General features: G+C 62.4%; 25 protein-coding genes. 7 read left to right on the forward strand and 18 right to left on the reverse strand.

The window, feature by feature from the left end; translation table 11 throughout:
- Positions 1-3: 3 nt before the first annotated feature.
- The 3 genes from ACN50D_RS17305 to ACN50D_RS17315 all read right to left on the reverse strand — a co-directional run bounded on the left by ACN50D_RS17305 (position 4) and on the right by ACN50D_RS17315 (position 2,348).
- Positions 4-372 (reverse strand): VOC family protein, encoded by a 369-nt coding sequence (locus ACN50D_RS17305; protein WP_003939994.1) that lies wholly within the window; start codon positions 370-372, stop codon positions 4-6.
- A 156-nt stretch (positions 373-528) separates the two neighbouring features.
- Positions 529-975, reverse strand: coding sequence for a hypothetical protein (locus ACN50D_RS17310; protein ID WP_211920745.1), 447 nt, complete (start codon positions 973-975; stop codon positions 529-531).
- A 134-nt stretch (positions 976-1,109) separates the two neighbouring features.
- Positions 1,110-2,348 (reverse strand): MFS transporter, encoded by a 1,239-nt coding sequence (locus ACN50D_RS17315; RefSeq protein ID WP_211920743.1) that lies wholly within the window; start codon positions 2,346-2,348, stop codon positions 1,110-1,112.
- Between the two features lie 113 nt (positions 2,349-2,461).
- On the opposite strand from ACN50D_RS17315, the gene ACN50D_RS17320 reads away from it, so the two are divergent.
- Entirely contained in the window at positions 2,462-3,052 is a 591-nt protein-coding gene (locus ACN50D_RS17320) for a TetR/AcrR family transcriptional regulator (RefSeq protein WP_007733425.1), read from the forward strand.
- On the opposite strand, the gene ACN50D_RS17325 is transcribed toward ACN50D_RS17320, so the two are convergent.
- Positions 3,010-3,630, reverse strand: coding sequence for a GNAT family N-acetyltransferase (locus tag ACN50D_RS17325; RefSeq protein WP_042451481.1), 621 nt, complete (start codon positions 3,628-3,630; stop codon positions 3,010-3,012). The genes ACN50D_RS17320 and ACN50D_RS17325 overlap by 43 nt on opposite strands.
- A 57-nt stretch (positions 3,631-3,687) precedes the next feature.
- Positions 3,688-4,272, reverse strand: coding sequence for a TetR/AcrR family transcriptional regulator (locus ACN50D_RS17330; RefSeq protein ID WP_030535389.1), 585 nt, complete (start codon positions 4,270-4,272; stop codon positions 3,688-3,690).
- A gap of 87 nt (positions 4,273-4,359) precedes the next feature.
- Here ACN50D_RS17330 and ACN50D_RS17335 point away from each other — a divergent pair, with 87 nt between their 5' ends.
- The gene (locus tag ACN50D_RS17335) at positions 4,360-4,746 is read left to right on the forward strand and encodes a DUF1304 domain-containing protein (protein ID WP_099698663.1); all 387 of its coding nucleotides are present in this window, start codon (positions 4,360-4,362) and stop codon (positions 4,744-4,746) included.
- 7 nt (positions 4,747-4,753) lie between these two features.
- On the opposite strand, the gene ACN50D_RS17340 is transcribed toward ACN50D_RS17335, so the two are convergent.
- From ACN50D_RS17340 to ACN50D_RS17350, 3 genes are all read right to left on the reverse strand, one after another.
- On the reverse strand, positions 4,754-5,263 hold the full coding sequence (locus ACN50D_RS17340; RefSeq protein WP_256519732.1) for a hypothetical protein: 510 nt from the start codon (positions 5,261-5,263) through the stop codon (positions 4,754-4,756).
- Between the two features lie 301 nt (positions 5,264-5,564).
- Positions 5,565-6,410 (reverse strand): mycofactocin-coupled SDR family oxidoreductase, encoded by an 846-nt coding sequence (locus ACN50D_RS17345; RefSeq protein ID WP_020970454.1) that lies wholly within the window; start codon positions 6,408-6,410, stop codon positions 5,565-5,567.
- 92 nt (positions 6,411-6,502) lie between these two features.
- Positions 6,503-8,419, reverse strand: a complete 1,917-nt coding sequence (locus ACN50D_RS17350) for a propionyl-CoA synthetase (RefSeq protein ID WP_064443859.1) — start codon at positions 8,417-8,419, stop codon at positions 6,503-6,505.
- A 178-nt stretch (positions 8,420-8,597) separates the two neighbouring features.
- Between ACN50D_RS17350 and ACN50D_RS17355 the strand changes: the two genes are divergently transcribed.
- Positions 8,598-9,869 (forward strand): MFS transporter, encoded by a 1,272-nt coding sequence (locus tag ACN50D_RS17355; protein ID WP_064443860.1) that lies wholly within the window; start codon positions 8,598-8,600, stop codon positions 9,867-9,869.
- Between the two features lie 20 nt (positions 9,870-9,889).
- On the opposite strand, the gene ACN50D_RS17360 is transcribed toward ACN50D_RS17355, so the two are convergent.
- The 6 genes from ACN50D_RS17360 to ACN50D_RS17385 form a co-directional block, all read right to left on the reverse strand.
- The gene (locus tag ACN50D_RS17360) at positions 9,890-10,930 is read right to left on the reverse strand and encodes a hypothetical protein (RefSeq protein WP_047270909.1); all 1,041 of its coding nucleotides are present in this window, start codon (positions 10,928-10,930) and stop codon (positions 9,890-9,892) included.
- Positions 10,927-12,414 carry an acetyl-coenzyme A carboxylase carboxyl transferase subunits beta/alpha gene (locus ACN50D_RS17365; RefSeq protein ID WP_064443861.1) on the reverse strand — a complete coding sequence of 496 codons (1,488 nt, stop codon included), beginning with the start codon at positions 12,412-12,414 and terminating at the stop codon, positions 10,927-10,929. Before ACN50D_RS17365 ends, ACN50D_RS17360 begins: the two co-directional genes overlap by 4 nt.
- Before the next feature lie 94 nt (positions 12,415-12,508).
- Positions 12,509-13,702 (reverse strand): ABC transporter permease, encoded by a 1,194-nt coding sequence (locus ACN50D_RS17370; protein WP_007733417.1) that lies wholly within the window; start codon positions 13,700-13,702, stop codon positions 12,509-12,511.
- On the reverse strand, positions 13,699-14,595 hold the full coding sequence (locus ACN50D_RS17375; protein ID WP_003939757.1) for an ABC transporter ATP-binding protein: 897 nt from the start codon (positions 14,593-14,595) through the stop codon (positions 13,699-13,701). The genes ACN50D_RS17370 and ACN50D_RS17375 overlap by 4 nt, the downstream gene beginning before the upstream one ends.
- A gap of 43 nt (positions 14,596-14,638) precedes the next feature.
- Entirely contained in the window at positions 14,639-15,184 is a 546-nt protein-coding gene (locus ACN50D_RS17380) for a hypothetical protein (protein ID WP_003939943.1), read from the reverse strand.
- Positions 15,177-15,500 (reverse strand): helix-turn-helix transcriptional regulator, encoded by a 324-nt coding sequence (locus ACN50D_RS17385; protein WP_003940147.1) that lies wholly within the window; start codon positions 15,498-15,500, stop codon positions 15,177-15,179. The genes ACN50D_RS17380 and ACN50D_RS17385 overlap by 8 nt, the downstream gene beginning before the upstream one ends.
- Positions 15,501-15,609: 109 nt before the next feature.
- On the opposite strand from ACN50D_RS17385, the gene ACN50D_RS17390 reads away from it, so the two are divergent.
- The 3 genes from ACN50D_RS17390 to ACN50D_RS17400 all read left to right on the forward strand — a co-directional run bounded on the left by ACN50D_RS17390 (position 15,610) and on the right by ACN50D_RS17400 (position 17,090).
- The gene (locus tag ACN50D_RS17390; protein ID WP_230691721.1) at positions 15,610-16,026 is read left to right on the forward strand and encodes a hypothetical protein; all 417 of its coding nucleotides are present in this window, start codon (positions 15,610-15,612) and stop codon (positions 16,024-16,026) included.
- Between the two features lie 74 nt (positions 16,027-16,100).
- Complete coding sequence (locus tag ACN50D_RS17395) at positions 16,101-16,514, forward strand: VOC family protein (protein ID WP_064443862.1); 414 nt, start codon at positions 16,101-16,103, stop codon at positions 16,512-16,514.
- Complete coding sequence (locus tag ACN50D_RS17400) at positions 16,515-17,090, forward strand: TetR/AcrR family transcriptional regulator (RefSeq protein ID WP_007733408.1); 576 nt, start codon at positions 16,515-16,517, stop codon at positions 17,088-17,090.
- 12 nt (positions 17,091-17,102) lie between these two features.
- Here the strand turns inward: ACN50D_RS17400 and ACN50D_RS17405 are convergent, their stop codons facing one another.
- The 3 genes from ACN50D_RS17405 to ACN50D_RS17415 all read right to left on the reverse strand — a co-directional run bounded on the left by ACN50D_RS17405 (position 17,103) and on the right by ACN50D_RS17415 (position 20,382).
- The gene (locus ACN50D_RS17405) at positions 17,103-17,942 is read right to left on the reverse strand and encodes an aldo/keto reductase (RefSeq protein WP_058037842.1); all 840 of its coding nucleotides are present in this window, start codon (positions 17,940-17,942) and stop codon (positions 17,103-17,105) included.
- A 145-nt stretch (positions 17,943-18,087) separates the two neighbouring features.
- Entirely contained in the window at positions 18,088-19,719 is a 1,632-nt protein-coding gene (locus tag ACN50D_RS17410; protein ID WP_030535395.1) for an ABC-F family ATP-binding cassette domain-containing protein, read from the reverse strand.
- A 66-nt stretch (positions 19,720-19,785) separates the two neighbouring features.
- Positions 19,786-20,382 carry a class I SAM-dependent methyltransferase gene (locus tag ACN50D_RS17415; RefSeq protein WP_054188857.1) on the reverse strand — a complete coding sequence of 199 codons (597 nt, stop codon included), beginning with the start codon at positions 20,380-20,382 and terminating at the stop codon, positions 19,786-19,788.
- A gap of 130 nt (positions 20,383-20,512) precedes the next feature.
- On the opposite strand from ACN50D_RS17415, the gene ACN50D_RS17420 reads away from it, so the two are divergent.
- On the forward strand, positions 20,513-21,361 hold the full coding sequence (locus ACN50D_RS17420) for an aldo/keto reductase (protein ID WP_037128502.1): 849 nt from the start codon (positions 20,513-20,515) through the stop codon (positions 21,359-21,361).
- A gap of 64 nt (positions 21,362-21,425) precedes the next feature.
- Here ACN50D_RS17420 and ACN50D_RS17425 read toward each other — a convergent pair whose 3' ends face one another.
- A complete protein-coding gene (locus ACN50D_RS17425; RefSeq protein WP_064443863.1) occupies positions 21,426-22,577 on the reverse strand; it encodes an NADH:flavin oxidoreductase in 1,152 nt (383 codons plus the stop codon).
- Positions 22,578-22,690 lie beyond the last annotated feature (113 nt).

The raw sequence follows: 22,690 nt of genomic DNA on the forward strand, positions 1-22,690 counted from the left end.
TGCTCAGTGATCTGCGGGCGCTACGCGGACGCGGTTTCCGTCCAGATCTGAAATGACAAACGTCAGACCGAAGACATCTTCGTTGGGTTCTTCGACGACCTCGACTCCCTTGGCCACCCACTCGTCGTGGATCGCCCGAATTTCGTTGCTCCCGCCGTCGACCAAGATGCCGACTTCGAAATTGCGCGGTGTCGCGGGATCGAGGTCGCGGGACTTACCGCTCCACAGTGCAAGGACCACACCGCCGCCGAGGTCGAAGGTCATGTACCGAGGGCTGAGGACCTCAGGCTTCGCGTCGAACAATTCGCCGTAGAACGCTGCTGCGGAGGCGGCATCGCTGACGTAGATCAGAAACTGGTTGGGTAGTCGCACTGTGGTTTTCCCTCTCCCGTTGATGTTCGGGCCACCGGCAGCGGGGCGTGTGCCTGGTCGTGCGGGGCTGCGTTCAACAATCCCCGCGCGCCGGACGAATGTCCAAGAACAAGTGCGTCTGAGAGGCAGATGGATTACTTATGACGACTGCTGCAGTCACACCGCACTGAGGTGGTACCCGACGCTCAGGTTCGGGTAGTAGCCGTCGATGTAGCTCGAGATGATGTAGTGATCAGGGTCGGTGGTGCGAGTTCCGTCGGTGTCGAACTGCGGATAGTCGTTGGCCATGAAGACTGCTTGTCCGCCGTCGGGAGTGGAATAGACGACGTCGACCGTCAGGCCGCGCGGGTCCTGGTTGTATGCCGTGACGATCTCGGTCTCGTGAGGCGCGAGCGACTGGCGTGGGCTCTGCATCCACTGTCCGTAGGGGTTGTCGGCGCCTTCGAGATGAATTGTCTGTTCGGTGTCGTTGCTGATCGTCATCGTGATGCTGTTGCCGGTTGTGGGAAGGGTTCCGGCACTGGCGATTCCGCTCAATCCCAACGTGAGGGCGCCGGCGGCCAGAGCTGTGATTGCGGCAACTACGTAGCGTGGGTTCGTCATCGTCGGTGTCCTTTGTCCGGGTGAGCGTTCGGTTGGCTCTCTCGAAGACAACTATGTCGGAGCAGATCGATGTCGTATGTCCACTCCCCGGACCCTGTGCAGGCGGAACGGTGTGTCCACCGATCGGGGGACACCTACTCCGACACCGAGACGGCTTCGACCTTTCGCTCGCCGGTGACCAGCAGTCCGATCAGTGCGGCCGCCGCGAGCACCATGACGAGTGCTCCGTAACCACGCGTCGTATCCACCAATCCGACCTTGCCGACCAGGTAGCCGGCCAGCAAGGCGGGAAGACTGTTGGCCAGATATGCGATGACGTAGACGGTGGACAACAAACCCGCGCGTTCGTGGTTCTCGGCCAGCGGCATGACGGTGAGGATAGTTCCTTGGAATCCTGCTCCGAAGCCGATACCTGCAACAGCCGTACCGACCAGAATCAATACGGCAGAGGATGTTTCAGCACCGATGAGTGTGACGGCCACCCCGAGCACCAAGGCGGTGGTTCCGATCAGCATCACGGTCCGGCCGCCGAGTTTGCGGAAGGTGAGCACTGCTGCCGCTCCGAATCCTGTCAGTGTTGCGACCATGATGGCACCGATGAGGGAGCTGTGAACGTCAAGTGCTTTGCGCGCCAATGCAGGTCCGAGTGAGAGGTAGAAACCTCCCAGTGCCCAGACCGCGATCAGGCACGGTGCGGTCAGGGCAATCATCGTGCGCGCCTGACGAGGAACGGCCAGTGTGGGGCGCAGGGACTGCCAGGCTCCCGGGCGTCCGCCCGAAGTCTCGGGAGCGGCCCATACTCCGAAGATCTCGAGAATGACAAGCACGAGAAGGACCAGGTAGACAGTGCTGGTGGGACGGGGCAGGTGCTCGCTGATGAGGCTCGAACCCACTGCTCCGACTGCAAGCCCCATCGTCGGAGCGACGCTGTTGATGATCGATCCTCGGCCCGGAGTGCGTTCGAGGTCGATCAATGCCGAACCCAGAGCACTGATTGCAGCGCCGGTGGCAACACCCTGTACGACCCGGGCGATGAGCAGGATGGTCAAACCGTCGGCCGAGGCGAACAGCGCGAGCGAGACTGCCTCGAGCGCGAGTGCTCCGAGCAGGACCGGGCGCCTGCCGATGTGATCGGACAGGGATCCGGCGGTCAGGAGCGTGGCGAGCAATGCGAGAGCGTAGATGCCGAACACAAGCGTCGACGCGAGCGAGGAGAATCCCCACAACTGTTGATAATGCTCGTACAACGGTGTCGGGGTCGCGGATGCGCCCAGGAACGTGGCGATGATGACGGCGATGAGTGTGAAAGCGACGCCTCGCCCAAGGCGTGGGCGTGAAGTGCTCTCGGTCTGTGGTGAAACGGTCGTTGTCATTGTCGTAGCGCTTCCCGTGCGGGTGGTGAAGACTTCAAACGCAAATACTTTGCGTTTGGGACGCTACGCCTGGCCGTAGCCTAATGCAACATCTTTGCGTTAGTATTGGATTTATGAGTCCGTCCGCAGGTCCGCGCCCCGGTGGCCGTAGTGCGCGCATCCAACAGGCCGTGCATGCGTCGGCGCGCAAGTTGTTGGAACAGCGTGATCGAGCCGAGATCACGGTGCCGATGATCGCGACCGATGCGGGAGTGACCCCGTCGACCATCTATCGGCGGTGGGGTGACATCAACGAAGTCTTTGCCGACGTCTCGATCGAGAGATTGCGCCCGGACGCCGACCCGCGTGAAACGGGCTCGCTCCGAGGGGATCTGACGATTTGGGCGCAGGAGTACCTCGAGGAGATGTCTGCGCCTGTCGGTCGTGCTTCGTTGCGTGACGTGTTGATGAGCGACGATCAGACGCATGCACCGGACGGTACGAAGAAGTTCAAGTGTGCCTTCTTCTGTCGGACGCAGATCGACGTGATCCTCGCGCGTTGGCCGGAAGCTGCCGGCGTGGATGGTGATTCGGTGGTCGACCATGTAGTGGCGCCGATCATCTACCGAATTCTGTTCGACCTCGAACCGGTCGTGCCGCAGCGAGTTGCGGAATTGGTGGATCAGACGCTTGCCCTCGCGGCGCGAGTCGTTGCCGAAGGCTGATCGCTACGTAGTCGGGCGTGGACGTGCATGTCGTGCCAGCCGTCGGCGTGCCTGGCGGAGCTTCGTCGAACACCTTCTTCGCTGAACCCTGCTTTGGTGGCGACTCGGCACGATCGTGGGTTGTGGATCGAGTGCTCGAGTTCCAGTCGATGAAACCCCGCTTCGCGGAATGCCCACTCGGACAGTGCGGTTACAGCCTGGGTGCACAGTCCGCGGCCGCGCGCCGCTGGGGTCACCCAATACGCGAGCTCGGCAGTGCCGTCCCACAAATTCACCCCCTTTGCTGCGATTCGACCGAGGAGTTCATTTGTCTCGGGAGCGGCGATCGCCCAATGGCATTCGGATTCGCTTGCCCACCCGTCTCTCCACTGGGTGAGCCAACCCCGTGCTTCGTCGATCGAGTCGGCGCGGCGGATGTGCCAACGCTGAATCGACGGATCGCGAAAGGCTTCCATGACGGCCGGTGCGTCGTCGCGGGTCCAGGGTCGGAGAATCGCGAAAGTCCCGACGTGGATCGAGGGTTGGTCCATTCCCCGGAGATATCCAGCGGCGATAGCGGGCGTGGTCAACTTGGGCACGTGAAGCATCATCGCCTACCCGCCTGATGGCGGGCAATGGCGTGAGCTTTCCGGTCATTATCCCTGCCACTCTGCGTTCAGTCGGCGCGCAGATTCCAGAGTTGCGATGGCCTCTTCGGTGTCAACTCGTGCGAGTACCAATGCACTTACCGTGCAGGAGAGAAGGATTCGAGTGCGATCTGAGAGCGTGGCGTCTGTCTCGGTTGGAAACGCGGCGTGTAATCCACTGTTGATCGCGTCGGCGAGTTCTCGGCGGTACGCGCGGATCACTGCGGCCGCCGCATCGTCGTGCGCGCCGAGTCCGGCAGCCGTATTGAGAAGTAGGCAACCGCGCCGAGGCGAGTCGGCGGTCATGGTGCCGATTGCTTGCGCAAGCGAGGAAAGGTAGTCGTCGACTGCGTCTGCCCCGGGATTTGTCGTGAGGCTGCGCAGACGTGGCCGGATGACATGGTCGAGGTACATCTGCACGGCGGCGTCGAACAATCCGCGCTTGTTGGTGAACGAGTTGTAGAGACTTGACCGACTCAGCCCCGTCGCGGATTCGAGGTCGCCGAGTGAGGCACCTTCGTATCCGCGTGCCCAGAAAACGTCCAAAGCGGCAGCGACCACGGCTGTTGTGTCGAATTCTTGTGATCTGCCCATCAAAGCCTCGCTCTTTCTGTATCGTTCGGTCCAGTATATATTGGACCGAACGATACAGAATTCACTCGAAGCAACAGGAGTTCACCGATGAACGTCGCCGGCTACATCTTTGCGGGACTGGCCGCAGCAGTGCACGTGTACATTTTTGTCCTCGAATCGATTCTCTGGACGGCCCCGAAGACCCGCGCCACGTTCGGCGTGAAGTCCGAGGAAGAGGCGATCGCCACGCAGCCGCTCGCCTTCAACCAGGGCTTTTACAATCTTTTCTTGGCGATCGTGTCGGCGGTCGGCATCGTGATTGCGGCGACCGGCTCCGCGTCGGTCGGAATTGCCCTCGTACTGGCAGGCACAGGATCGATGGTTGCCGCGGGATTGGTGCTGATTCTCTCGTCTCCCGACAAAGCCCGCGCAGCCGTCGTACAGATGCTTTTCCCAGCTATTGCCGTTGTTCTGCTGGTAATCCACCTGCTTTGAGTGGTCTCTATCCGCCGCCGAGCACCAGTGATTCGATCAACGCAAAAGCCCCGTTGAGTGCTCCGCAATCGAAGGCTTCGGCCAGGGCGTAACCGATGACAAGTTCGTCGGTGCTCGGCGTGCTCGACCAGACTGCGTCGGTCTGTCTGGGATCGGATTCCTCGTTCTTGGAGAAGTGCCCGATCCGCAATCCGTCGCGGGTGAATGCACTGTTCGCGTAGTTGACTGGGGCGAAGTTCAAACTCACGCCGTCGACGAGTGCCGAGACAGAGTACGAGCGACGGGACAGAAACCCTTTGCCGACAGTGAGTTCGACTTCGTCGCCACCGACAGTGAAGAACAAGTCGGCGGCGGCGCGCGTTCCGATGGGTGTGCCTTCACGGCGCGGGGCATCGACTCGACGCGTCAACAGAGCGTGTGAGTTGCCGTTTCGGACGTCGACGACCCCCGTGTCGACATCGAACGAGATCTCGACTTTTCCGTGAATCGGGTCCATTACGGCGTATTTGACCGTCACTGTGCCTACCCCCTGTAAGTGTGAACTCGGGTCAATAATACGTGGTGGGAGCGTTGCCCAGTATGCCCGAATCCAAAAAAATAGTGCCGAATGACGCGCGTTTGCGGCCAAATGCTTCTACGCTGGGTCTTGGGTTTGTTGCGCATCCCACAACGGTTTTTCCCACACCAGACGAGGAGCGCCTATGAGGTTGTCGACTACTTGTTCTGTTGCTACGAAGGCTTGATCAAGCCGGAATTGCCTCTGCCGGATGGTGCTCGAGACCCATCCGGCAGAGGCAATTCTGCATCAGTTCGGGCCTTCAGCCGCCGGCGAATTTTTCCGAGGTGCCGAGATCGATCGGCAACGCGATGCCGGTGATCCCGCGCCCGGCCGGCCCCACCAGATAGAACACCGCATCCGCAATCACTTCGGGGTCGACCCACGGGTGGGGCAGCAGATTCAGCTTCGACATGATCGGAGCGGTATCGGCGAGGACAGGATTCTCCAAGTCTGGACGGAACGCACGAACCATCGGTTCGTTGTCGATCATCGTCGTTCGCACATTGCCCGGGTGTACGGAGTTGACTCGGATGTCTGCCCAGCCGAGTTCGTTGGCCAGAGACTTCGCCAACCCCCGAACGGCGTGCTTGGACGCGGAGTAATGTGCAATCCCCGGCACGCCTCGAAGCCCGGCCATCGAGCTGATCAACACAATGGATCCACCTCGATTGCCGTTCATGATGTGCGGAATCGACACCTTGGTCGTCAACCAGACGCCGGTGACGTTGATGTCCATCAGCTCGCGGAACTCTTCGGCGCTCAGGTCCCAGGACAATTTCGCCGACGCCGCGATTCCCGCGTTGGCGATCACGATGTCCAGTCGGCCGAGTTTCTCGACTCCGGCGTCGACCGCTGATTTCAGGGCATCGAGGTCGCGAGTGTCCGCGACGGATGCGACGATACGCCGGCCCTGAGCTTCGACCAGGGCGACGGTCTGGGCGAGGTCGGCTTCGGTGGCCATGTCGTACCCCGCCGTTGCGACCGGCGCGCAGAGATCCACCGCGATGATGTCCGCGCCCTCGGACGCGAGCTTGACGGCATGCGCGCGCCCTTGACCACGCGCCGCTCCGGTGATGAATGCGACCTGACCGTCCAAATTGCCCATCGAACTTCCCCTGTCCGTGTGAATCGCCGAAACTGGAACGTGTTCATACTGCTACGTCCGGAGGCAGAGGGACAGGGGAATTCGCTGAATCCTTATCCGCGAAGGAGTTTGGACAACTCGTCCAATACGCTCGCGTCCTCGATGGTCGACGGGACCGTGTACTCCTCGTTGTCGGCGATCTGCCGCATGGTCTTGCGGAGGATCTTGCCGGAACGAGTCTTCGGTAGTGCGGCGACGACGGTGACGTCCCGGAACGTGGCGACGGCACCGATCTGGTCTCGCACCCGCGCGACCAGTTCTTGTCGGAGTGTTTCGGGATCGATGTCGACGCCGGACTTGAGCACGACATAACCGCTCGGCCGTTGCCCCTTGAGTTCGTCGTGAATGCCGATGACCGCACATTCGGCGACAGCCGGGTGGCCGGCGACGACGGCCTCCATGCTTCCGGTCGAAAGGCGATGTCCGGCAACATTGATCACGTCGTCACTTCGTCCGAGCACGAAGACGTAGTTGTCCTCGTCGATGTACCCGGAGTCGCCGGTGAGGTAATAGCCTTCGAAAGTCGACAGGTAGGACTTCACGTACCGGTCCTCGTCACGCCACAGTCCGGCGAGTGTTCCGGGAGGAAGCGGCAGGCCGATCACGATGTTGCCCTCGGTGCCCGGACCCACGAGTTCGCCCTTGCCGTCGACGATTTCGACGCGGTATCCGGGGCAGGCGACGGTGGGTGAGCCTGCTTTGATCTCCATCGGTTCGAGGCCGCGCAGGTTCGCGCAGATGGCCCAACCGGTTTCGGTCTGCCACCAGTGATCGACCACCGGGCGATCGAGAATCCGAGTAGCCCACTCGTAGGTGTCGGGATCCAAGCGCTCGCCGGCCGCGAACAGTGTGTCGAGCGACGAGATGTCGTACTTGGCAAGCTCTTTTGCGTCCGGGTCGGCCTTGCGGACCGCGCGGATCGCTGTCGGAGCGGTGAAGAGTGCCGACACGTTGTATTCGGAAATGATGCGCCAGAACGCACCGGCGTCGGGGGTGCCGACGGGCTTGCCTTCGTACATGACCGTCGTGGCTCCGGCGAGCAACGGTCCGTAGACGATGTAGGAGTGGCCGACCACCCAGCCGACGTCGGAGGCGGTCCACCACACCTGTCCTGGGCTGATGTCGTACAGATTCTTCATGGTCCACGTCAGCGCAACGGCATGGCCACCGTTGTCCCGGACGACGCCCTTGGGCTTACCGGTCGTTCCCGAGGTGTAGAGAATGTAGAGCGGATCCGTCGCGGCGACCGACACCGGGTCGGCCGGGGTGGCGTCGGCGATCAGCTCGTCCCAGTCGAACCAGGCTGCGGCACTTGACTTGTAGTCGGAAGCTGCACCGGGAATCTGCTCGCGATTCTTCACGATCACGGTGTGCGCGGGAGTGGCGGACAGTTGCAGAGCCTTCTCGACCATCGGCAGGTACTCGATTGTTCGTCCGGGTTCGAGGCCGCCGGACGCCGTCACGAGCACCACTGGACCGGCGTCGTCGATACGGGTTGCGAGCTCCTTGGCCGCAAAGCCGCCGAACACCACCGAATGCACCGCGCCGATTCGCGAACACGCGAGCATCGCGATCGCAGCCTCGGGGATCATCGGCATGTAGATGATCACGCGGTCGCCCGCCACCACACCCTGATCTTTCAAGACGCCGGCGAAGAGTGAGACCTGCTCGAGCAATTCGGCGTAGGTGTACGTGGCCTTGGTGGGGACCATCGCGGAGTCGAAGATCAACGCGGTCTGATCGCCGCGGCCGTCGCGGACGTGCCGATCGAGGGCATTGAAGCTGGTGTTGAGCGAAGCATCCGGGAACCAGCGATAGATCGGCGCGGCAGAGTCGTCGAGAGCCTTGGTGGGCGCGACATCCCAGTCGACGGCCCGCGCAGCGTCGAGCCAGAACTTCTCCGGCTGATCCATGCTCTCGCGATATGCGTCGGCATACGTGGTGTGGGACGCCTGCTCGGAAGAGCTCATCGACGTGTGTCCTCTCGTGAACTTCGCTTACCGGTGACCTGAAACACCTTAGGTCACCGTCAGTGCGGTGCGCCTCAGTAGCGGTGGGGGTACCGTCCCTTTGCGCCGGGCGGGCCTGTCCCGTCGGCCAGTGGCGCGCAGGGGTGGGATAGGGCAGGGACTGAAAGGGGGGATCGATGTGACAGGTGCAGCGCAACGCGCAGGCTTCTGGGGAGTCCTCGCTCTGCGTGACTTCCGACTTCTGTGGACCGGCGACGCAGTCAGCGGTATCGGAAACGGTGTCACGACCGTCGTACTGCCGCTGATCGCGCTTCGCGAACTGGACGCGAGTAGCTTCCAGATCGGTGTGCTGGCATCAGCAGTGTGGTTGCCGTGGTTGATCGTCGGACTACCAGCCGGTGCCTGGATCGACCGGCTGCCTCGGCGCCCGATCATGATGATCGCGAACGCTGCGTGCGCGCTGTTCTTCGCGAGCCTCGCGATCGCCGGCTTCCTGGAGGCGATGACATACGGCCACCTGCTCCTGGTCGCGCTGCTCACCGGTACAGCCACCGTCTTCTTCCAGGCGGCCTATCACTCGTATCTCCCCACGGTGCTCGCCGAAGCGGATCTTGTCGAAGGGAACTCGAAGATTCAGGGCGCCGAGGCCGCAACTCGGGTGATCGGCCCAAGCGTCGGTGGGCTGGTGGTTGCAACTGTCGGGCTCGCGGCCGGTCTGGTTGTCGACGCGTTCACGTTCGCCTTCTGCTTCGTATGCATCTGGCTGATTCGTGTGCAGGAGACCGTCCATCGCGGACAGAATCAGCGAGAACCGTTGCGACGGCAGATTGCGCTCGGACTGCGATTCGTCGCCGGTGATCCGTATCTGCGGTCGATCGTCGTCTACGGCACTCTGCTCAATTTCGGTCTCACCGGGTACTCCACGATCCAGATCGTGTTCCTGGAAAAGACGGTTGGCGTGGGGGAGTTCGGACTCGGGCTTCTCCTGGCGATTGCCGGGGTGGGCGGAATTGTCGGATCGATGATCGCGCGCCCGCTCGGCCGCAGATTCGGCACTGCCCGAAGCGTTCTCATCTGTCAGTTGGTGACGGGACCGTTCATCCTGTTAGCACCTCTGACGACGTACGGTGCCGGCCTGTTCTGGTTCTGCATCGGCGGCATGGTGATGGTTGCGGGCGTCGTGTCGTGCAACGTGGTGCTCGGCAGTTTCCGTCAAAGTTACTGTCCGCCGGACCGCCTCGGACGAGTGGTGGCAACGAGTATGTTCCTGCTGCACAGCAGCATTCCGCTCGGTGCTCTGACGGCAGGCTACCTCGGCGACGCAGTGGGACCGCGCGGGACGATGTGGATCATGGCCTGCCTGATCGCGCCGTGCGGATTGGTCTTGCTCTTCAGCCCCCTCCGCGGAATCCGCGATCTACCGAGTCGGCCGGCGATCTCAGTGCGGTAGAGAATCGCTGCGGTAGGGGATTACTGCGGTAGAGCCGCGGCGGCCTCTTCGCTTCGAATCGCGATGCGAAGTGTCGCGAGCATGAACAGTGACACTGCGAAACCGAAAAGCGCGCCGAACTGGTCCTGCGTGAACAGATAAACCTGCGTCACCAGGAGGCTCACGATGAGGGATGCACGCAGGAGCCTTAATGCTCGCAGGTACGGACCTCGGAAGAGGAACCACACTCCCAGAACCACAAGAACTCCGGTTGTGACGGTGGAGATCTGGACCACCAGGTCGGAGACGTCGTCGGCCTCGACGACGTTCTCGGAAACCAACGCGTAGATCACCTGGACAATCGCCAGAAGAGCCTGCAGTACGAACAGGGTCAGAACCAGTCGGCGGACGACCCGGTGCCGGAGCAGTTCCTCAGCACGGTGGAAGAACGCGTTGCGGCCACGAGTGATCTTCGATTCGATACCGCCGGTCGGCGGAGTCTGTGAATGCAGGCCGGCCTTGATCGAATCGACGAGGTCGGTGAGGCTGCGGTCTTCGACGCCGTCGAGTACGCGGAGGGCGTGGTTGTACTGGATCTCGTCGAGCTGACCGAGAGCGAGGTCCGAGAGCGCTCGCGCCCCGATGGCGAGCCGATGACGATCATTCATTCCGCGCCGAATCACCACCTCGCGCGCGGCAAGATAGAAGAGAACGAAGACGACGTACATGATCGCGATGGCAGGCTGGTAGAAGTAATCGACGTCGGCGGTGACGAATTTTCCGACCTCGTCAATGAAGAGACCGAACCCGATTCCGCCGACGAGCGTGGCCAGGTCACGCGTGCGAGAACCTTCGGTGATGGCGGTCGCCACGATGGCGACGGCCATCAGCAATCCGCCCCAGAGAACGTGTGCGATGTGGAGGGCGCCGCCCCCGATCTGGGGATAGCCCGTTGCCGCCAGATAAGCGCGGGTGATCAGCACGGTGGCGATGCCCGCGAACAGGAACAATTCGAAACGAGCGAGTGCCGCGCGGTCGTAACTGTGCGGCAGCGTCAGCGCATTCCGGTCCTTCGTCGTCATTGCGGAACTCCCAGGTTTCGATAGCGCGCGATACGGGAGGACTGGCGATCGGTGTCCGACTCTTCGGCGAGCACGAAGAGTTCGTGCGCTATCGCAGCCCCTACCCTCTTGGAGAATTCCACGGGTTCATCGGCCGCGTCAGGCGTTTCGGGAATGATCGCGTCGACCACGCCGTCTCGAAGCAGATCCAACGAACGAATGCCCTGCGCTGCCGCCATCTCCGGTGCGTGACTGATGTCGCGATGGACGATCGCGCTTGCGCCTTCCGGTGGCAGGGGAGCGAGCCACCCGTTCTGTGCCGCGAGTACCCGATCGGCGGGCAGCAGCGCGAGAGCCCCACCGCCTGTTCCCTGGCCGAGCAACACCGACACTGTCGGGGTCTTCAGCGTCACGAGGTCGGCGATGCAACGGGCGATCTCAGGGGCCAGTCCACGTTCTTCAGCTTCTTTGGACAGCGACGCGCCCAATGTGTCGATCACTAGGACAAGCGGGAGTTGTAGTTCTTCGGCAAGTTTCATGCCCCGTCGCGCTTCCCTGAGCGCGGCCGGTCCCATCGTGGTGAGCGCGGATTGGCCACTGCGGTCCTGGCCGAGCAGGATGCACGGAAAGCCCCGGAAGCGGGCGAGCGAGAGCAAGATCGTCTTGTCGGTTTCACCCTGCCCGGTGCCGCTGAGCGGTACCTGTTCAGTTGCGGCATGGCGGAGCAACTGCCGGATGCCGGGTCGATCGGCCCGGCGCGAGAGCATCACCGACTGCCAGGCGGGAACATCGGGAATCTCGGGTGAGGGAATCGGGTCCGTGGCCGCCGGGGACGGGGGATCGGTGAGCACGCACAACGCTCGGTTGACCAGCAGACGGAGGCGGTCGACGGGGACGACGCCGTCGATAACGCCGTTGCGATACAAGTTTTCGGACGTCTGGATACCGTCGGGAAACTTTTCGCCGTACAGGGATTCGTAGACACGGGGTCCGAGGAATCCCACCAGAGCACCGGGTTCCGCGACGGTGATGTGGCCGAGGGATCCCCACGAGGCAAAGACCCCGCCGGTGGTGGGATTGCGCAGGTAAACCAGGTAGGGCAGGTGTGCCGCTTTGTGAACAGCCACTGCCGCAGCGATCTTCACCATCTGAACGAACGCCACGGTGCCCTCCTGCATCCGCGTTCCGCCGGAGGTTGGCGAGGCCAGCAGCGGGAGTTGTTCTGCCGTAGCACGTTCGACGGCGGTCACGATCCGCTCGGCCGCAGCGACTCCGATGGAACCGGCGAGAAAGCTGAATTCACAGGCAATTACCGCGACCCGACGTCCCCGAACGGTACCGACACCGGTGACGACGGACTCGTCAACTCCGCTCTTCTCGCGGGCCTTCGCCAGGTCTTCCGCGTATTTCGCGCCAGGTCCGACGTCGACGGGCGGGGAGTCCCAGGAGACGAAGCTCTCGGGATCGAGTACCGCAGTGAGTAGTTCTTCGGCCGAGATTCGCACAACGTCCTCCAAGTAAGCAGCACCCCGTCCAGGATGAACCTACCTGGGCGGGGTGCTGCCGTGATCGTGTGGCGTCAGTTGTGCGCCGGATAAATCAGCGTCCGAACGCCTCTTTCCACGAAACGACCTTGCCGATGCGAAGGATGGAGCGCTGGTAGATCTTTGCCGCGATCATCGACAGCGCAGCAGTCACGACCAGCATCAGCAGAATCGTTCCCACGATCTGGAACGGAGAAGCAACACCGGCGGAAATGCGCAGGGGCATGAGGATTGCCGAGAACGGCGGAATCCAACTCAACACGTTGCTCAGGGTTCCTTCTGGATTGCTCACCGAAACGAAAGCCACGCTGACCATTGCCATGACGAGCAGCGCGAGAGGCATCGCGGTGGCGTTGACGTCCTCCTGTCGCGAGACCATGGACCCGGCCGCGGCGTACAGCACGGCGAAGAAGAGGAAGCCCAGAATGAACCACCCCAGTGTGCCGAACAGAACGCCGATTGCGGTGCCCGTCACGGTCAGGACGCCCGTCGCCAGTCCGGTGGCGACGCCCGCGACAGCGTAAGCGGCCATCTGCATCAAGCCGACAGCACCGATTCCGAGAACCTTGCCCCACAACAACTGCAGTGGACGGAGAGTGGAGAGCAGCAACTCGACGACACGGCTGGACTTCTCCTCGACGACGCCCATCGCCACGTACGTTCCGAACAGCAGGATCTGCATGTACAGGAGCACCACAGCAGCGATCGACATCGCTATACGTTGGCCCTGTTCGGGATCCGGGGGATCGATGGCATCGATGGTGACCACTGCGGTGGACGTGGCTTCGGCGAGCTGAGCCGGGTCGATCCCCGCAGCGGAAAGCGCATTCGATTGTGCCTGCTGTGCAACGGAACTCTCGATGACGGCCCGCAGATTCGTGGCTACTTCCTTCTTGGTCACGACAGTGACGCCGCCGCCCGATCCAGCGATCACGGCCACGTCGAGGTCGCCGTCCTTGACTTGATCACGCGCGGTGCCGTCGTCGGAAACCTCCGTTACCGTCACCGGATTTCCGAGGGTGTCGCCGATGGACACCATCGTGGCACTGAGTGATTGGTTGCCGACCAAGCCGATCTTCGACTTGTCCTCGTCGCCGCCGGAGAAGAGCGAGAAGGCGATGATGCCACCGATGATCGCGACCAGAATGATGACGTTGCTGATCACAAAACTCTTCTTCGAGATCTGCGTCATGAATTCGCGTCGGGCGACCAACCCGATGGCTCGACCTCCGCTCAACTGGTTGCTCATGCGGCTACTACCTCTCGGAACAGATCGGTCAGTGACGGACGTCGTAGCGTGAACTCGTGCACCGGTCCGGTTTTCAATGCTGCGTGCAGGATCTGCTGATCGTCGGCCGTGCCGTCGACGCTCAGGAGCGTTCGGCCGTCGAGGTGGCTCAGTGTGGTGACACCGATCAGATGGTGTGCCCAACCGACCGGCGCGTCAGGGGCGAAGACTTCGATTCGGCCGTCACCCTTGCCTCGTAGCTCGTCGACGGTTCCGATCTCTCGCATGCTGCCGCGGCTGATGATGCCCACGCGATCGCACAAGCGCTCCACCAGATCCAGCTGATGGCTGGAGAAGATTACGGGAACACCGGTGCGAGCCTTCTCGACCAACACGTCACTCATGACATCGACCGCTACGGGGTCAAGGCCCGAAAACGGTTCGTCCAGAACAAGTACCGATGGGTCGTGAACCAGCGCCGCCGCGAGCTGCACACGTTGCTGATTACCGAGGGACAGGGAATCGACGGTGTCCTTGACGCGTTCGGCGATGCCCAGACGTTCGGTCCACCGCTCAGTGGCCGCGTGCGCGTCGGCCTTCGAGAGTCCGTGTAGCTCGGCCAGATAGGAAAGTTGCGCTCCCACCTTCATCTTGGGGTAGAGGCCGCGTTCCTCCGGCATGTATCCGATAGTGCGACGCACGTCGAGGTCGACGGGTTTGCCGCCGAGGCGAACTTCTCCCGAATCTGCTCCGAGCACACCCAGCGCAATGCGCATCGTGGTCGTCTTGCCGGCGCCGTTGCTGCCGACGAATCCGAAGATCTCGCCTGGACGCACTTCGAAACTCAGGTTGTCGAGTGCGACGACGTCGCCGTAGCGTTTCGAGATGCCGTCGATCGTGAGGGTGGCTGACATGGGTCCTTCCCATCGGTCGAGTGGTGCGCTTCGGTAATACGGGTCAGAGATCGAACTCTTCCGAATCAATCGGATCCGGGTCTGGATTGGTCCACGAGAGAATCATCGCGGGCGTGCACGCGCCGATCAGCATTGCAGTCAGTGCCAATAAACCTCCCGTGTAAGGCAGCCTCTCTACATTCCACTGCACCGACGAGGTGAAAATGAGGAAAATGGCGACAATGAAGACCAACGTTTGGGTCACGCTGAGCCCGACGGAGCGAGCGTCGTTGCGTTGCTGGATCTCCCATTCGTCCAACGCCTGCCGCGGAGCATCCCCTTGCCGGCCCGACACGATTTGAAGTGAGGACCACGTCGGCAGGAACAGCAGGGTGAGGACCGGCCATGCCACGGCGAAGAGCGGATTGAACAGGCATGCTGTGCTGACGGCAACCATCGTGGTGAACAGGACCGCCAGGGCGACGACGAGTACGCGCCGACGTCGACGGGTTCGCCAATTCGGGAGCCAATGTCGGAACGTCTCCTCGTTCTGCAGGAACCGCCGAGTGCGGTGGGCCTGGTAGCGGTCGATCAGATTTGATTCAGGCACTTGGCTTTTCACTCCCCTCGGTAGTGCGGTCAGATCGGTAGACCTCCGTCGACGGTGCATTCCGGTAGACCTCCGTCGACAGCGGCCCGAACTCCGTCCGGGAGAACACCGCCTCCACCGGGAGGTCGAACACCCAGCAGATTCGGAATGCAAGATCCAGGCTGGGGTAGTGGTCACCGCGTTCGAGTGCCCCCACCGTCTGCGGATTCACGTCGACGAGTTGCGCAAGCTGTGCCCGGCTCATCTTCCGCTCGGCGCGAAGCACTCCGATGCGATTGAAGATGGGGAGCGCGTCTCCCCGCCGGACTGGGCTCATGCATCAAAGTGTTGTAAAAACCCAACAGTTTGTCAACACGAACCGCGATTGTTCGGCTTCTGGGGCGTGCCGGCGGATAAGGTTCGGGCAACGGAAGGGGCTTGGCATAGTGGTCGAACAGTTGGTGCTCGAAAAGTCCGGCCTGGTCGTGCAGGTGCGCGAGGATGGTAGCTACTGCGTGGGACCGCAAGGGCGCGACGCGGTCTGGCGCGATCCGATGGAGAAGGGTGCAGTCATCGGTATCGGGCAGCACACTCCGGGGGATGTGGAAGGCGAATCGTGGTGGGTCGTGTACGGCCAGTCGGACATCGGGGCGGACGTCACCGTTCGACTCGAGGACGGGTCGCACGTGCCGGTTTCGCGCCTCGGTGAGATCTTCGCCAGTGAATGGTTGAGTACCCCGCAGCAGGCGTTGCTGTACCGGTCCGATCGCCCGGTGGAGTCGCAGCCCACTAAACTGTCTGTGCTGTTCGCCAGGCCGAAGTTCATGCCCAAGGCGGCGTTTCCGGAGAATGATCGCTTGTAGTTGCAGCGAGCTGCCGTCGGGAGGCTGGCAGCCATCTTCTCGAAACATTACGGTACGTACTGTACTGTTTTGGAATGATAGCTTGGCCGAACGACCTCGCAGTAGTGCAAGTGCGCGTAGCGCGACCCACCGACAGGCTCGACGACGTGATTACGTTCTATCGCGACTGTCTGGGATTGCCAGAGCTCTACCGGTTCTCCGGTCATGCCGGGTACGACGGAATCATGCTGGGTCTGCCGGATTCGAACTATCACCTCGAATTCACGACCCACGAAGACGGAAGCCCGTGCCCGGCGCCGACGCAGGACAACCTGTTGGTGCTCTACTTCGCCGGCGAGTCGGCGATGTACGAGGTAGTTCAGAGGTTGGGGGAAGCAGGGCACGAACCCGTTGGCGCCGAGAATCCGTACTGGGAGGAGAATGCGGGGATGACTTTCGAAGATCCCGACGGCTGGCGTCTGGTGCTCATGCCGCGGCCGGTGCTGTAGATGGTGCGCGCCCGCGACGAGCGGATCGACGACGCCGTTCTGGCGGCAACCCTGGAGTTGTTGGGGGAGAACGGATATGCGGAGCTGTCGATCGGTTCGGTGGCGACGAGAGCGGGCGTGCATCGACCCGCCATCTACCGGAGATGGCCGTCGAAGCGGCATCTGGTGGTCGACGTTGTCGTGGCGCACATCGGCACTGATCCAACGCCGGACACCGGCGATCTCAGGGCAGACCTGGTCGCCGGCATCACGACATTGGTTGTGGGGCTGAGCGAAACGGTAGTCGGTCGGATCCTGCCCGCGTTGGTCGCGGATCTGGCGGCGGACCCGGAATTGGCGCGGGATTTCCAGTCGGCATTCTTTCAGCCTCGACGCGATTCCACTGCGGCAGTGCTGGAATCGGCGCGCCTACGCGGCGACATACGGAGCGACTTCGACCTGGACTTCGTCCTGGACGCGCTGGCGTCGCCGATCTATTACCGAGCGTTGTTCCGTCACTTACCGCTGGACGCGCTCCTGGCCGAGCAGTCCGTCGATTCTGTGCTGCTGACGTTGACTCCCCACGAAAATTCTTGAAGCCGTTTCGATTCAGTTCAATTCGACTGGATCGGGTCCGACACGGCTGTCGGTGTTCAGCGCTGCGATTGCAGCTGACTCGTCGGCATCGAGTGCGAAGTCGAAGATTGCGGCGTTGTCGCGCATGCGGGCAGGCGTGACCGACTTCGACAGAACGGTGTGGCCCTGTTCGAGATGCCAACGCAGAATGATCTGTGCCGGGCTCTTGCCGTGTGCTGCAGCAATTTTCCCGATGGCCGGGTCGTCCAGGATGGTTCCCTGTCCCAATGGGCTCCAAGCCTCGATTTCGATGCCGCGACTTCGCGCGTACTCCCGTGACGCGTGCTGTTGCAGTCTGGGGTGCAATTCGATCTGGTTGACGGCCGGGGTGATCGAGCTGTGCTCGGCCAGCAGTTCGAGATGCTCGGGCAGGAAGTTGGACACACCGATCGCCCGGGTGCGGCCGGAGGCGAGAATTTGCTCGAATGCCGCCCAGGTCTCGACGAACAGGCCCTTTGCCGGCGCGGGCCAGTGAATCAGATAGAGGTCGACGTAGTCGAGTCCGAGCTTGTCGAGGCTGGTGTCGAAAGCGGCGAGTGTTCGGTCGTGGCCCTGATCGTCATTCCACAGCTTGGTGGTGACGAACAGCTCTGACCTAGGGATATCCGAACCTGCGATGGCGCGGCCGACCCCGGCTTCATTTCCGTAGATCGCGGCCGTGTCGATGTGGCGGTAGCCGATCTCGAGAGCTGCGGCAGTGACCTCTTCGGTCTGTGCGTCCGGTACCTGGAAAACGCCGTACCCGAGTTGCGGGATGGTGATCGGCTCGCCGGTGGTTCCGTGAGTCAGTGTGCGGTCGGGGATCGACAACATTGAAGAGTGCCTTTCGGGACTGGGATGTGGCAGCTCGACGGGGGACCATGTCATCCGCGGGCCACCTATGCCGCGCATGCAACTATTGCGTGCGCCTGATAAATAGTTGCACACGCGGGTTGTCTGCGCAAGCAGAGTCGATCGGCTACTCCTCGAAGAGCTGTCCGTTCTCCATTCGCCACCGGCGCGTGCTTCGGGTGGACTGCAGCATGCGTCGATCGTGAGTGACCAGAAGGAGGGTTCCCTCGAACGACTCCATTGCCTGCTCGAGCTGTTCGATCGCCGGAAGGTCGAGATGGTTCGTCGGCTCGTCCAGTACCAGTAGGTTCACGCCGCGAGCCTGGAGCAAAGCAAGTGCAGCCCTTGTTCTCTCGCCGGGGGACAGGGAAGCGGCAGATCTGAGTACGTGGTGTCCGCGCAGGCCGAACTTGGCGAGGAGAGTGCGGACATCGGCATCGGGCCAGTCCGGAACCTGCGCACCGAAGGCCTCCACGACTGGTTGATCACCTTCGAACAATCCACGCGCCTGATCGATCTCACCGATCGCGACACCGGAACCCAGCGACGCGATGCCCTCGTCCGGGACGAGTTTGCCGAGCAGGACGTTCAGGAGGGTGGTCTTGCCTGCCCCGTTCGCGCCCGTGACGAGAATCCGATCGCCCCAGTCGATCTGCGTCGTGACCGGACCGAACGTGAACTGACCGCGAGTTACCTTGGCGCCGTTCGTGGTTGCGACAACGGAACCGGACCGCGGCGCCGCCGCGATCTCCATGCGAAGTTCCCACTCCTTGCGCGGTTCCTCGACGACTTCGAGTCGCTCGATGCGGCGTTGAGTCTGGCGGGCCTTCGCGGCTTGCTTCTCCGTCGACTCGGTCCGCAAGCCGCGTCCGATCTTGTCGTTGTCCTTGGCTTTACGACGCGCGTTGCGGACGCCGTGTTCCATCCAGTTGCGCTGCATCTGTGCGCGATCTTCGAGATCGGAGCGGGTGCCTGCGTATTCCTCGAACGCCTCGCGTGCGTGCTGGCGGGCGATCTCGCGTTCGGCGAGGTACGACTCGTAGCCGCCGTCGTACACGGCGATGTCCTGTTGTGCCAGATCGAGTTCCACGATTCCGGTGACGGTGCGCGAGAGGAACTCGCGATCGTGGCTCACGACAACCAGTGCTGCGCGCGTCTCGGCGACAAATCGCTCCAACTGCTCGAGACCGCGTAGGTCGAGATCGTTGGTGGGCTCGTCCAACAAGAGAATGTCGTAGCGCGAAAGCAACAGTGACGCGAGGCCGGCGCGCGCGGCCTGACCGCCGGACAATGCCGTCATATGTGCATCGAGTGGAACTCCGAGACCGAGTTCTTCGACCACCTTCTCGGCGCGCTCGAGCAGGTCGGCGCCGCCGAGAGCGAGCCAGCGTTCCAGTGCCGGGGAGTACAGATCCTCTTCGGCTTCGGCCAGGGTTTCGGCTGCGGCGTTCATGACTTCCTCGGCGTGGGCGACGCCGGTGCGGCGGCCGAGGAACTCGAGGACGGTCTCACCCTCGATGCGATCGGGTTCCTGCGCGAGGTAACCGACCGCAGCATCCGGCGGGCTGAGGATGATCGAACCTTCGACGTCGGCAGTTCCGATTCCGGCCAGTGCGGTGAGAAGCGTCGACTTGCCGGCGCCGTTCGCGCCGACGAGGCCGATGACGTCGCCGGGGGCAACGGTGAGGTCGAGGTCGGAGAACAGGGTGCGTTCTCCCCGGGAAGCAGAGAGGCCGCTGATGCGCAGTGTTGCAGTCACCTGAGAAGTATCCCCGGTGCTGTGCGCCTTTATTAACCGCGGGCGGTTAATAAAGGCGCACAGCAGTCAGCCACGGACCAGGTGATACCAGCACGGATGTGCCGCACGGACCGGAAGTGGCGATTCACTCACGTCCGCGGCCATGCTCGAGGCCATCGACCAACCGTCGAATGCACGCATGACGTCCTCCTCCGAGACGCCGTGTGGCATCGGCCAACGGTGCCCCGGTCCGAATGCGAACATCACCATGGACGCTCCCGGTGCGGTGATCGCATTTACGGATCTCCCGTAGTCCCGCCGTTGATGATCGGTGAGCCCGTGAAAACAGCCGATGTCGAGCACCAGCAGGTGCCCGCCGTCGACAGCGATGTGCAGGTCTGCCGCGTCCTCGTGGAGGAACCGGACGTCGACGTGTGCTTCACGCGCGTGTATGCGCGCTTTGTCCAGCGGTTCCTGTTCGGCGTCGACGCCGGTGACGTGCCACCCGCGTTGCGCCAGCTCGATGGAATGGCGTCCGGTGCCGCAACCGATATCGAGTGCACGGCCACCTTCCGGGACGGGAATCGCATCCAGAAGGCCGGACAGTTGAGCGTCGAACCCGTGCCCGGTGTGCTCCCACGGAGTGACGCCGACCTTGTAGGCGAGACGATATGAAAGATTCATCGCTCTCTCTTTTCTCGAGGCGATTCCAATACTTGTCTTCCAAGGTAGACCGGCATTTCGGGCGGTACAAGGGCACTGCCCGGAGGTTCGGCGGGGAATGCCTCCCGGCCCTCGCGCGTTGGATCCATATATGACCGAGACCAACGATGTGACCTCTGTACCGACCATTGTTCTGAACGACGGTAAGACGATCCCCGCACTCGGATTCGGTGTGTTCCAGGTTCCGGACGACGAGACGCAGGAGGCCGTCTCCACAGCCCTGAAGACCGGCTACCGCAGTATCGACACCGCCAAGATCTACGGCAACGAGGTGGGCGTCGGCCGCGCGATCGCCGAATCCGGCATCGCCCGCGAAGACCTTTACATCACGACAAAACTGTGGAACGACGATCAGGGCTACGACTCGACGCTTGCGGCATTCGACGCCAGCCTCGACAAGTTGGGTCTCGAGTACCTCGACCTGTACCTGATCCACTGGCCGGTTCCGTCCAAGGACCTGTACGTCGAGACGTTCAAGGCATTCCAGAAGCTCAAGGCCGACGGACGGGTTCGATCCATCGGCGTCTCCAACTTCACCATCGAGAACCTCGAGCGCGTCATCGGCGAAACCGGTGAGGTGCCGGTCCTCAATCAGATCGAGCTTCACCCCAAGTTCAACCAGGCAGAACTGCGCGCCTTTCACACCGGCAAGGGAATCGCGACGGAAGCGTGGAGCCCGCTCGGACAGGGAACCGTTCTCGGCGACCCCGTCATCACCGCTATCGCCGACGCTCATGGCGTCACCGCGGCTCAGGTGATCATTCGCTGGCACCTGCAGATCGGAAACGTGGTGATTCCGAAGTCGGTGACCCCCGAACGTATCGCCGCCAACTTCGATGTCTTCGGATTCGAACTGACACCGGAACAGATCAACGCGATCGGTGCTCTCGACGACCCGGCCGGCCGCATCGGCCCCGACCCGGTCACGCTCGGCAGCTAGTACTTCCGGCAGACCCACAAACGGCACTCCCGCAATTGCGGGAGTGCCGTTTTGTCGTGCGAGGTCAGTTCAGGTGCGTGCGATGTTCTGCGGTGAATGCGATGTGCTCGTCCGCGCGTCCGGTGCGGAGCTTCTCGACCCACTCGGGATCGGCGAGCAGCGCGCGCCCGATGGCAACCATGTCGAATTCACCCCTCTCGTACTGAGCTTCGAGACGCTCCAGCCCGGTGACGGCAGATGCAGCGTCGCCGGTGAATGCCGTCGTGAACACGGAATCGAGTCCGACCGAACCGACGGTGATGGTCGGCAACCCGGTCAGCTTCTTCGTCCAACCGGCGAGGCCGAGTGTGCCGTCTTCACCGTCGAGTTCAGTGAATGCCGGTTCCCAATGACGCCTCGTGGACGGATGCAGAACGTCGACGCCGGCGTCGACCAGGGGAGTGAGGATGCGGCCGAGTTCTGCCGGGCTCTGGGCGATACGAGCGTCGTAATGGCCGGACTTCCACTGCGAGAATCGGTAGACGATCGCGAACTCGTCCCCGACGGCCTCTCGGATTGCGGCGACGACCTCGGCCGGGAAACGGGTGCGGGCCTCGAGTGATCCGCCGTATCCGTCGGTTCGGACATTGGTTCCCGCCCAGAGAAATTCGTCGAGCAGGTAGCCATGTGCTCCGTGCAACTCGAGACCGTCGAAGCCGGTGTTCTTCGCGTTGAGTGCGGCGTCGACCCACGACTGCTTCAAGTCGTCGAGGTCAGAGGTGGTGAATTCTCGTCCCAGGCGGGTGCCGTCCAGTGCCAGGCCGGAGGGGCTGACGGTTTCGACCTCGGGGTTCAGGCGCGAGTTCTCGCCGCGTTCGACTCCGAGGTGCCACAGCTGAGGAATGATCGATCCGCCTTCGGCGTGGACGGCGTCGACAACCGACTTCCAGCCACCCAGGCTCGAATCGCCGTAGATGCGCGGTACGCGGGTGTGCGGGCCGGCTGCCGGGTCCGGGATGTACGTGCCTTCGGTGATGATCAAGCCGACACCACCTGCTGCGCGACGACGGTAGTACTCGGCTACGTCGGCGCCGGGGATTCCGTCCGGCGAGAAGGCGCGCGTCATCGGGGCCATGGCGAAACGGTTACGCAACGAGAGTGATTTGACCTCGAAAGGCTCGAAGAGGCCGCGCAACGCGGAGGCCTCGGGTGCTGTCGATGTGTCGGGAAGAGTCACGGGTTTGTTCAACGCGGCGGACCCTCGACCTATTCCGCCGCCTGACTTTATCTCACCGAAATCTGCAAAAGGTTGCGTACGTTCGGTTTTCGATAGATGCTCACGTCGACCAC

Origin of the sequence: Rhodococcus sp. SB1D (assembly GCF_048573875.1) — a bacterium.
GTDB classification, from domain to species: Bacteria; Actinomycetota; Actinomycetes; order Mycobacteriales; family Mycobacteriaceae; genus Rhodococcus_F; species Rhodococcus_F qingshengii.

What these genes read in the sequence shown, in the direction of transcription:
- ACN50D_RS17310 (WP_211920745.1), bottom strand. Translation starts at nt 975, where the DNA reads ATGACGAACCCACGCTACGTAGTTGCCGCAATCACAGCTCTGGCCGCC.
- ACN50D_RS17315 (WP_211920743.1), bottom strand. Translation starts at nt 2,348, where the DNA reads ATGACAACGACCGTTTCACCACAGACCGAGAGCACTTCACGCCCACGC.
- ACN50D_RS17320 (WP_007733425.1), top strand. Translation starts at nt 2,462, where the DNA reads ATGAGTCCGTCCGCAGGTCCGCGCCCCGGTGGCCGTAGTGCGCGCATC.
- ACN50D_RS17330 (WP_030535389.1), bottom strand. Translation starts at nt 4,272, where the DNA reads ATGGGCAGATCACAAGAATTCGACACAACAGCCGTGGTCGCTGCCGCT.
- ACN50D_RS17335 (WP_099698663.1), top strand. Translation starts at nt 4,360, where the DNA reads ATGAACGTCGCCGGCTACATCTTTGCGGGACTGGCCGCAGCAGTGCAC.
- ACN50D_RS17345 (WP_020970454.1), bottom strand. Translation starts at nt 6,410, where the DNA reads ATGGGCAATTTGGACGGTCAGGTCGCATTCATCACCGGAGCGGCGCGT.
- ACN50D_RS17350 (WP_064443859.1), bottom strand. Translation starts at nt 8,419, where the DNA reads ATGAGCTCTTCCGAGCAGGCGTCCCACACCACGTATGCCGACGCATAT.
- ACN50D_RS17360 (WP_047270909.1), bottom strand. Translation starts at nt 10,930, where the DNA reads ATGACGACGAAGGACCGGAATGCGCTGACGCTGCCGCACAGTTACGAC.
- ACN50D_RS17370 (WP_007733417.1), bottom strand. Translation starts at nt 13,702, where the DNA reads ATGAGCAACCAGTTGAGCGGAGGTCGAGCCATCGGGTTGGTCGCCCGA.
- ACN50D_RS17375 (WP_003939757.1), bottom strand. Translation starts at nt 14,595, where the DNA reads ATGTCAGCCACCCTCACGATCGACGGCATCTCGAAACGCTACGGCGAC.
- ACN50D_RS17385 (WP_003940147.1), bottom strand. Translation starts at nt 15,500, where the DNA reads ATGAGCCCAGTCCGGCGGGGAGACGCGCTCCCCATCTTCAATCGCATC.
- ACN50D_RS17395 (WP_064443862.1), top strand. Translation starts at nt 16,101, where the DNA reads ATGATAGCTTGGCCGAACGACCTCGCAGTAGTGCAAGTGCGCGTAGCG.
- ACN50D_RS17400 (WP_007733408.1), top strand. Translation starts at nt 16,515, where the DNA reads ATGGTGCGCGCCCGCGACGAGCGGATCGACGACGCCGTTCTGGCGGCA.
- ACN50D_RS17405 (WP_058037842.1), bottom strand. Translation starts at nt 17,942, where the DNA reads ATGTTGTCGATCCCCGACCGCACACTGACTCACGGAACCACCGGCGAG.
- ACN50D_RS17415 (WP_054188857.1), bottom strand. Translation starts at nt 20,382, where the DNA reads ATGAATCTTTCATATCGTCTCGCCTACAAGGTCGGCGTCACTCCGTGG.
- ACN50D_RS17420 (WP_037128502.1), top strand. Translation starts at nt 20,513, where the DNA reads ATGACCGAGACCAACGATGTGACCTCTGTACCGACCATTGTTCTGAAC.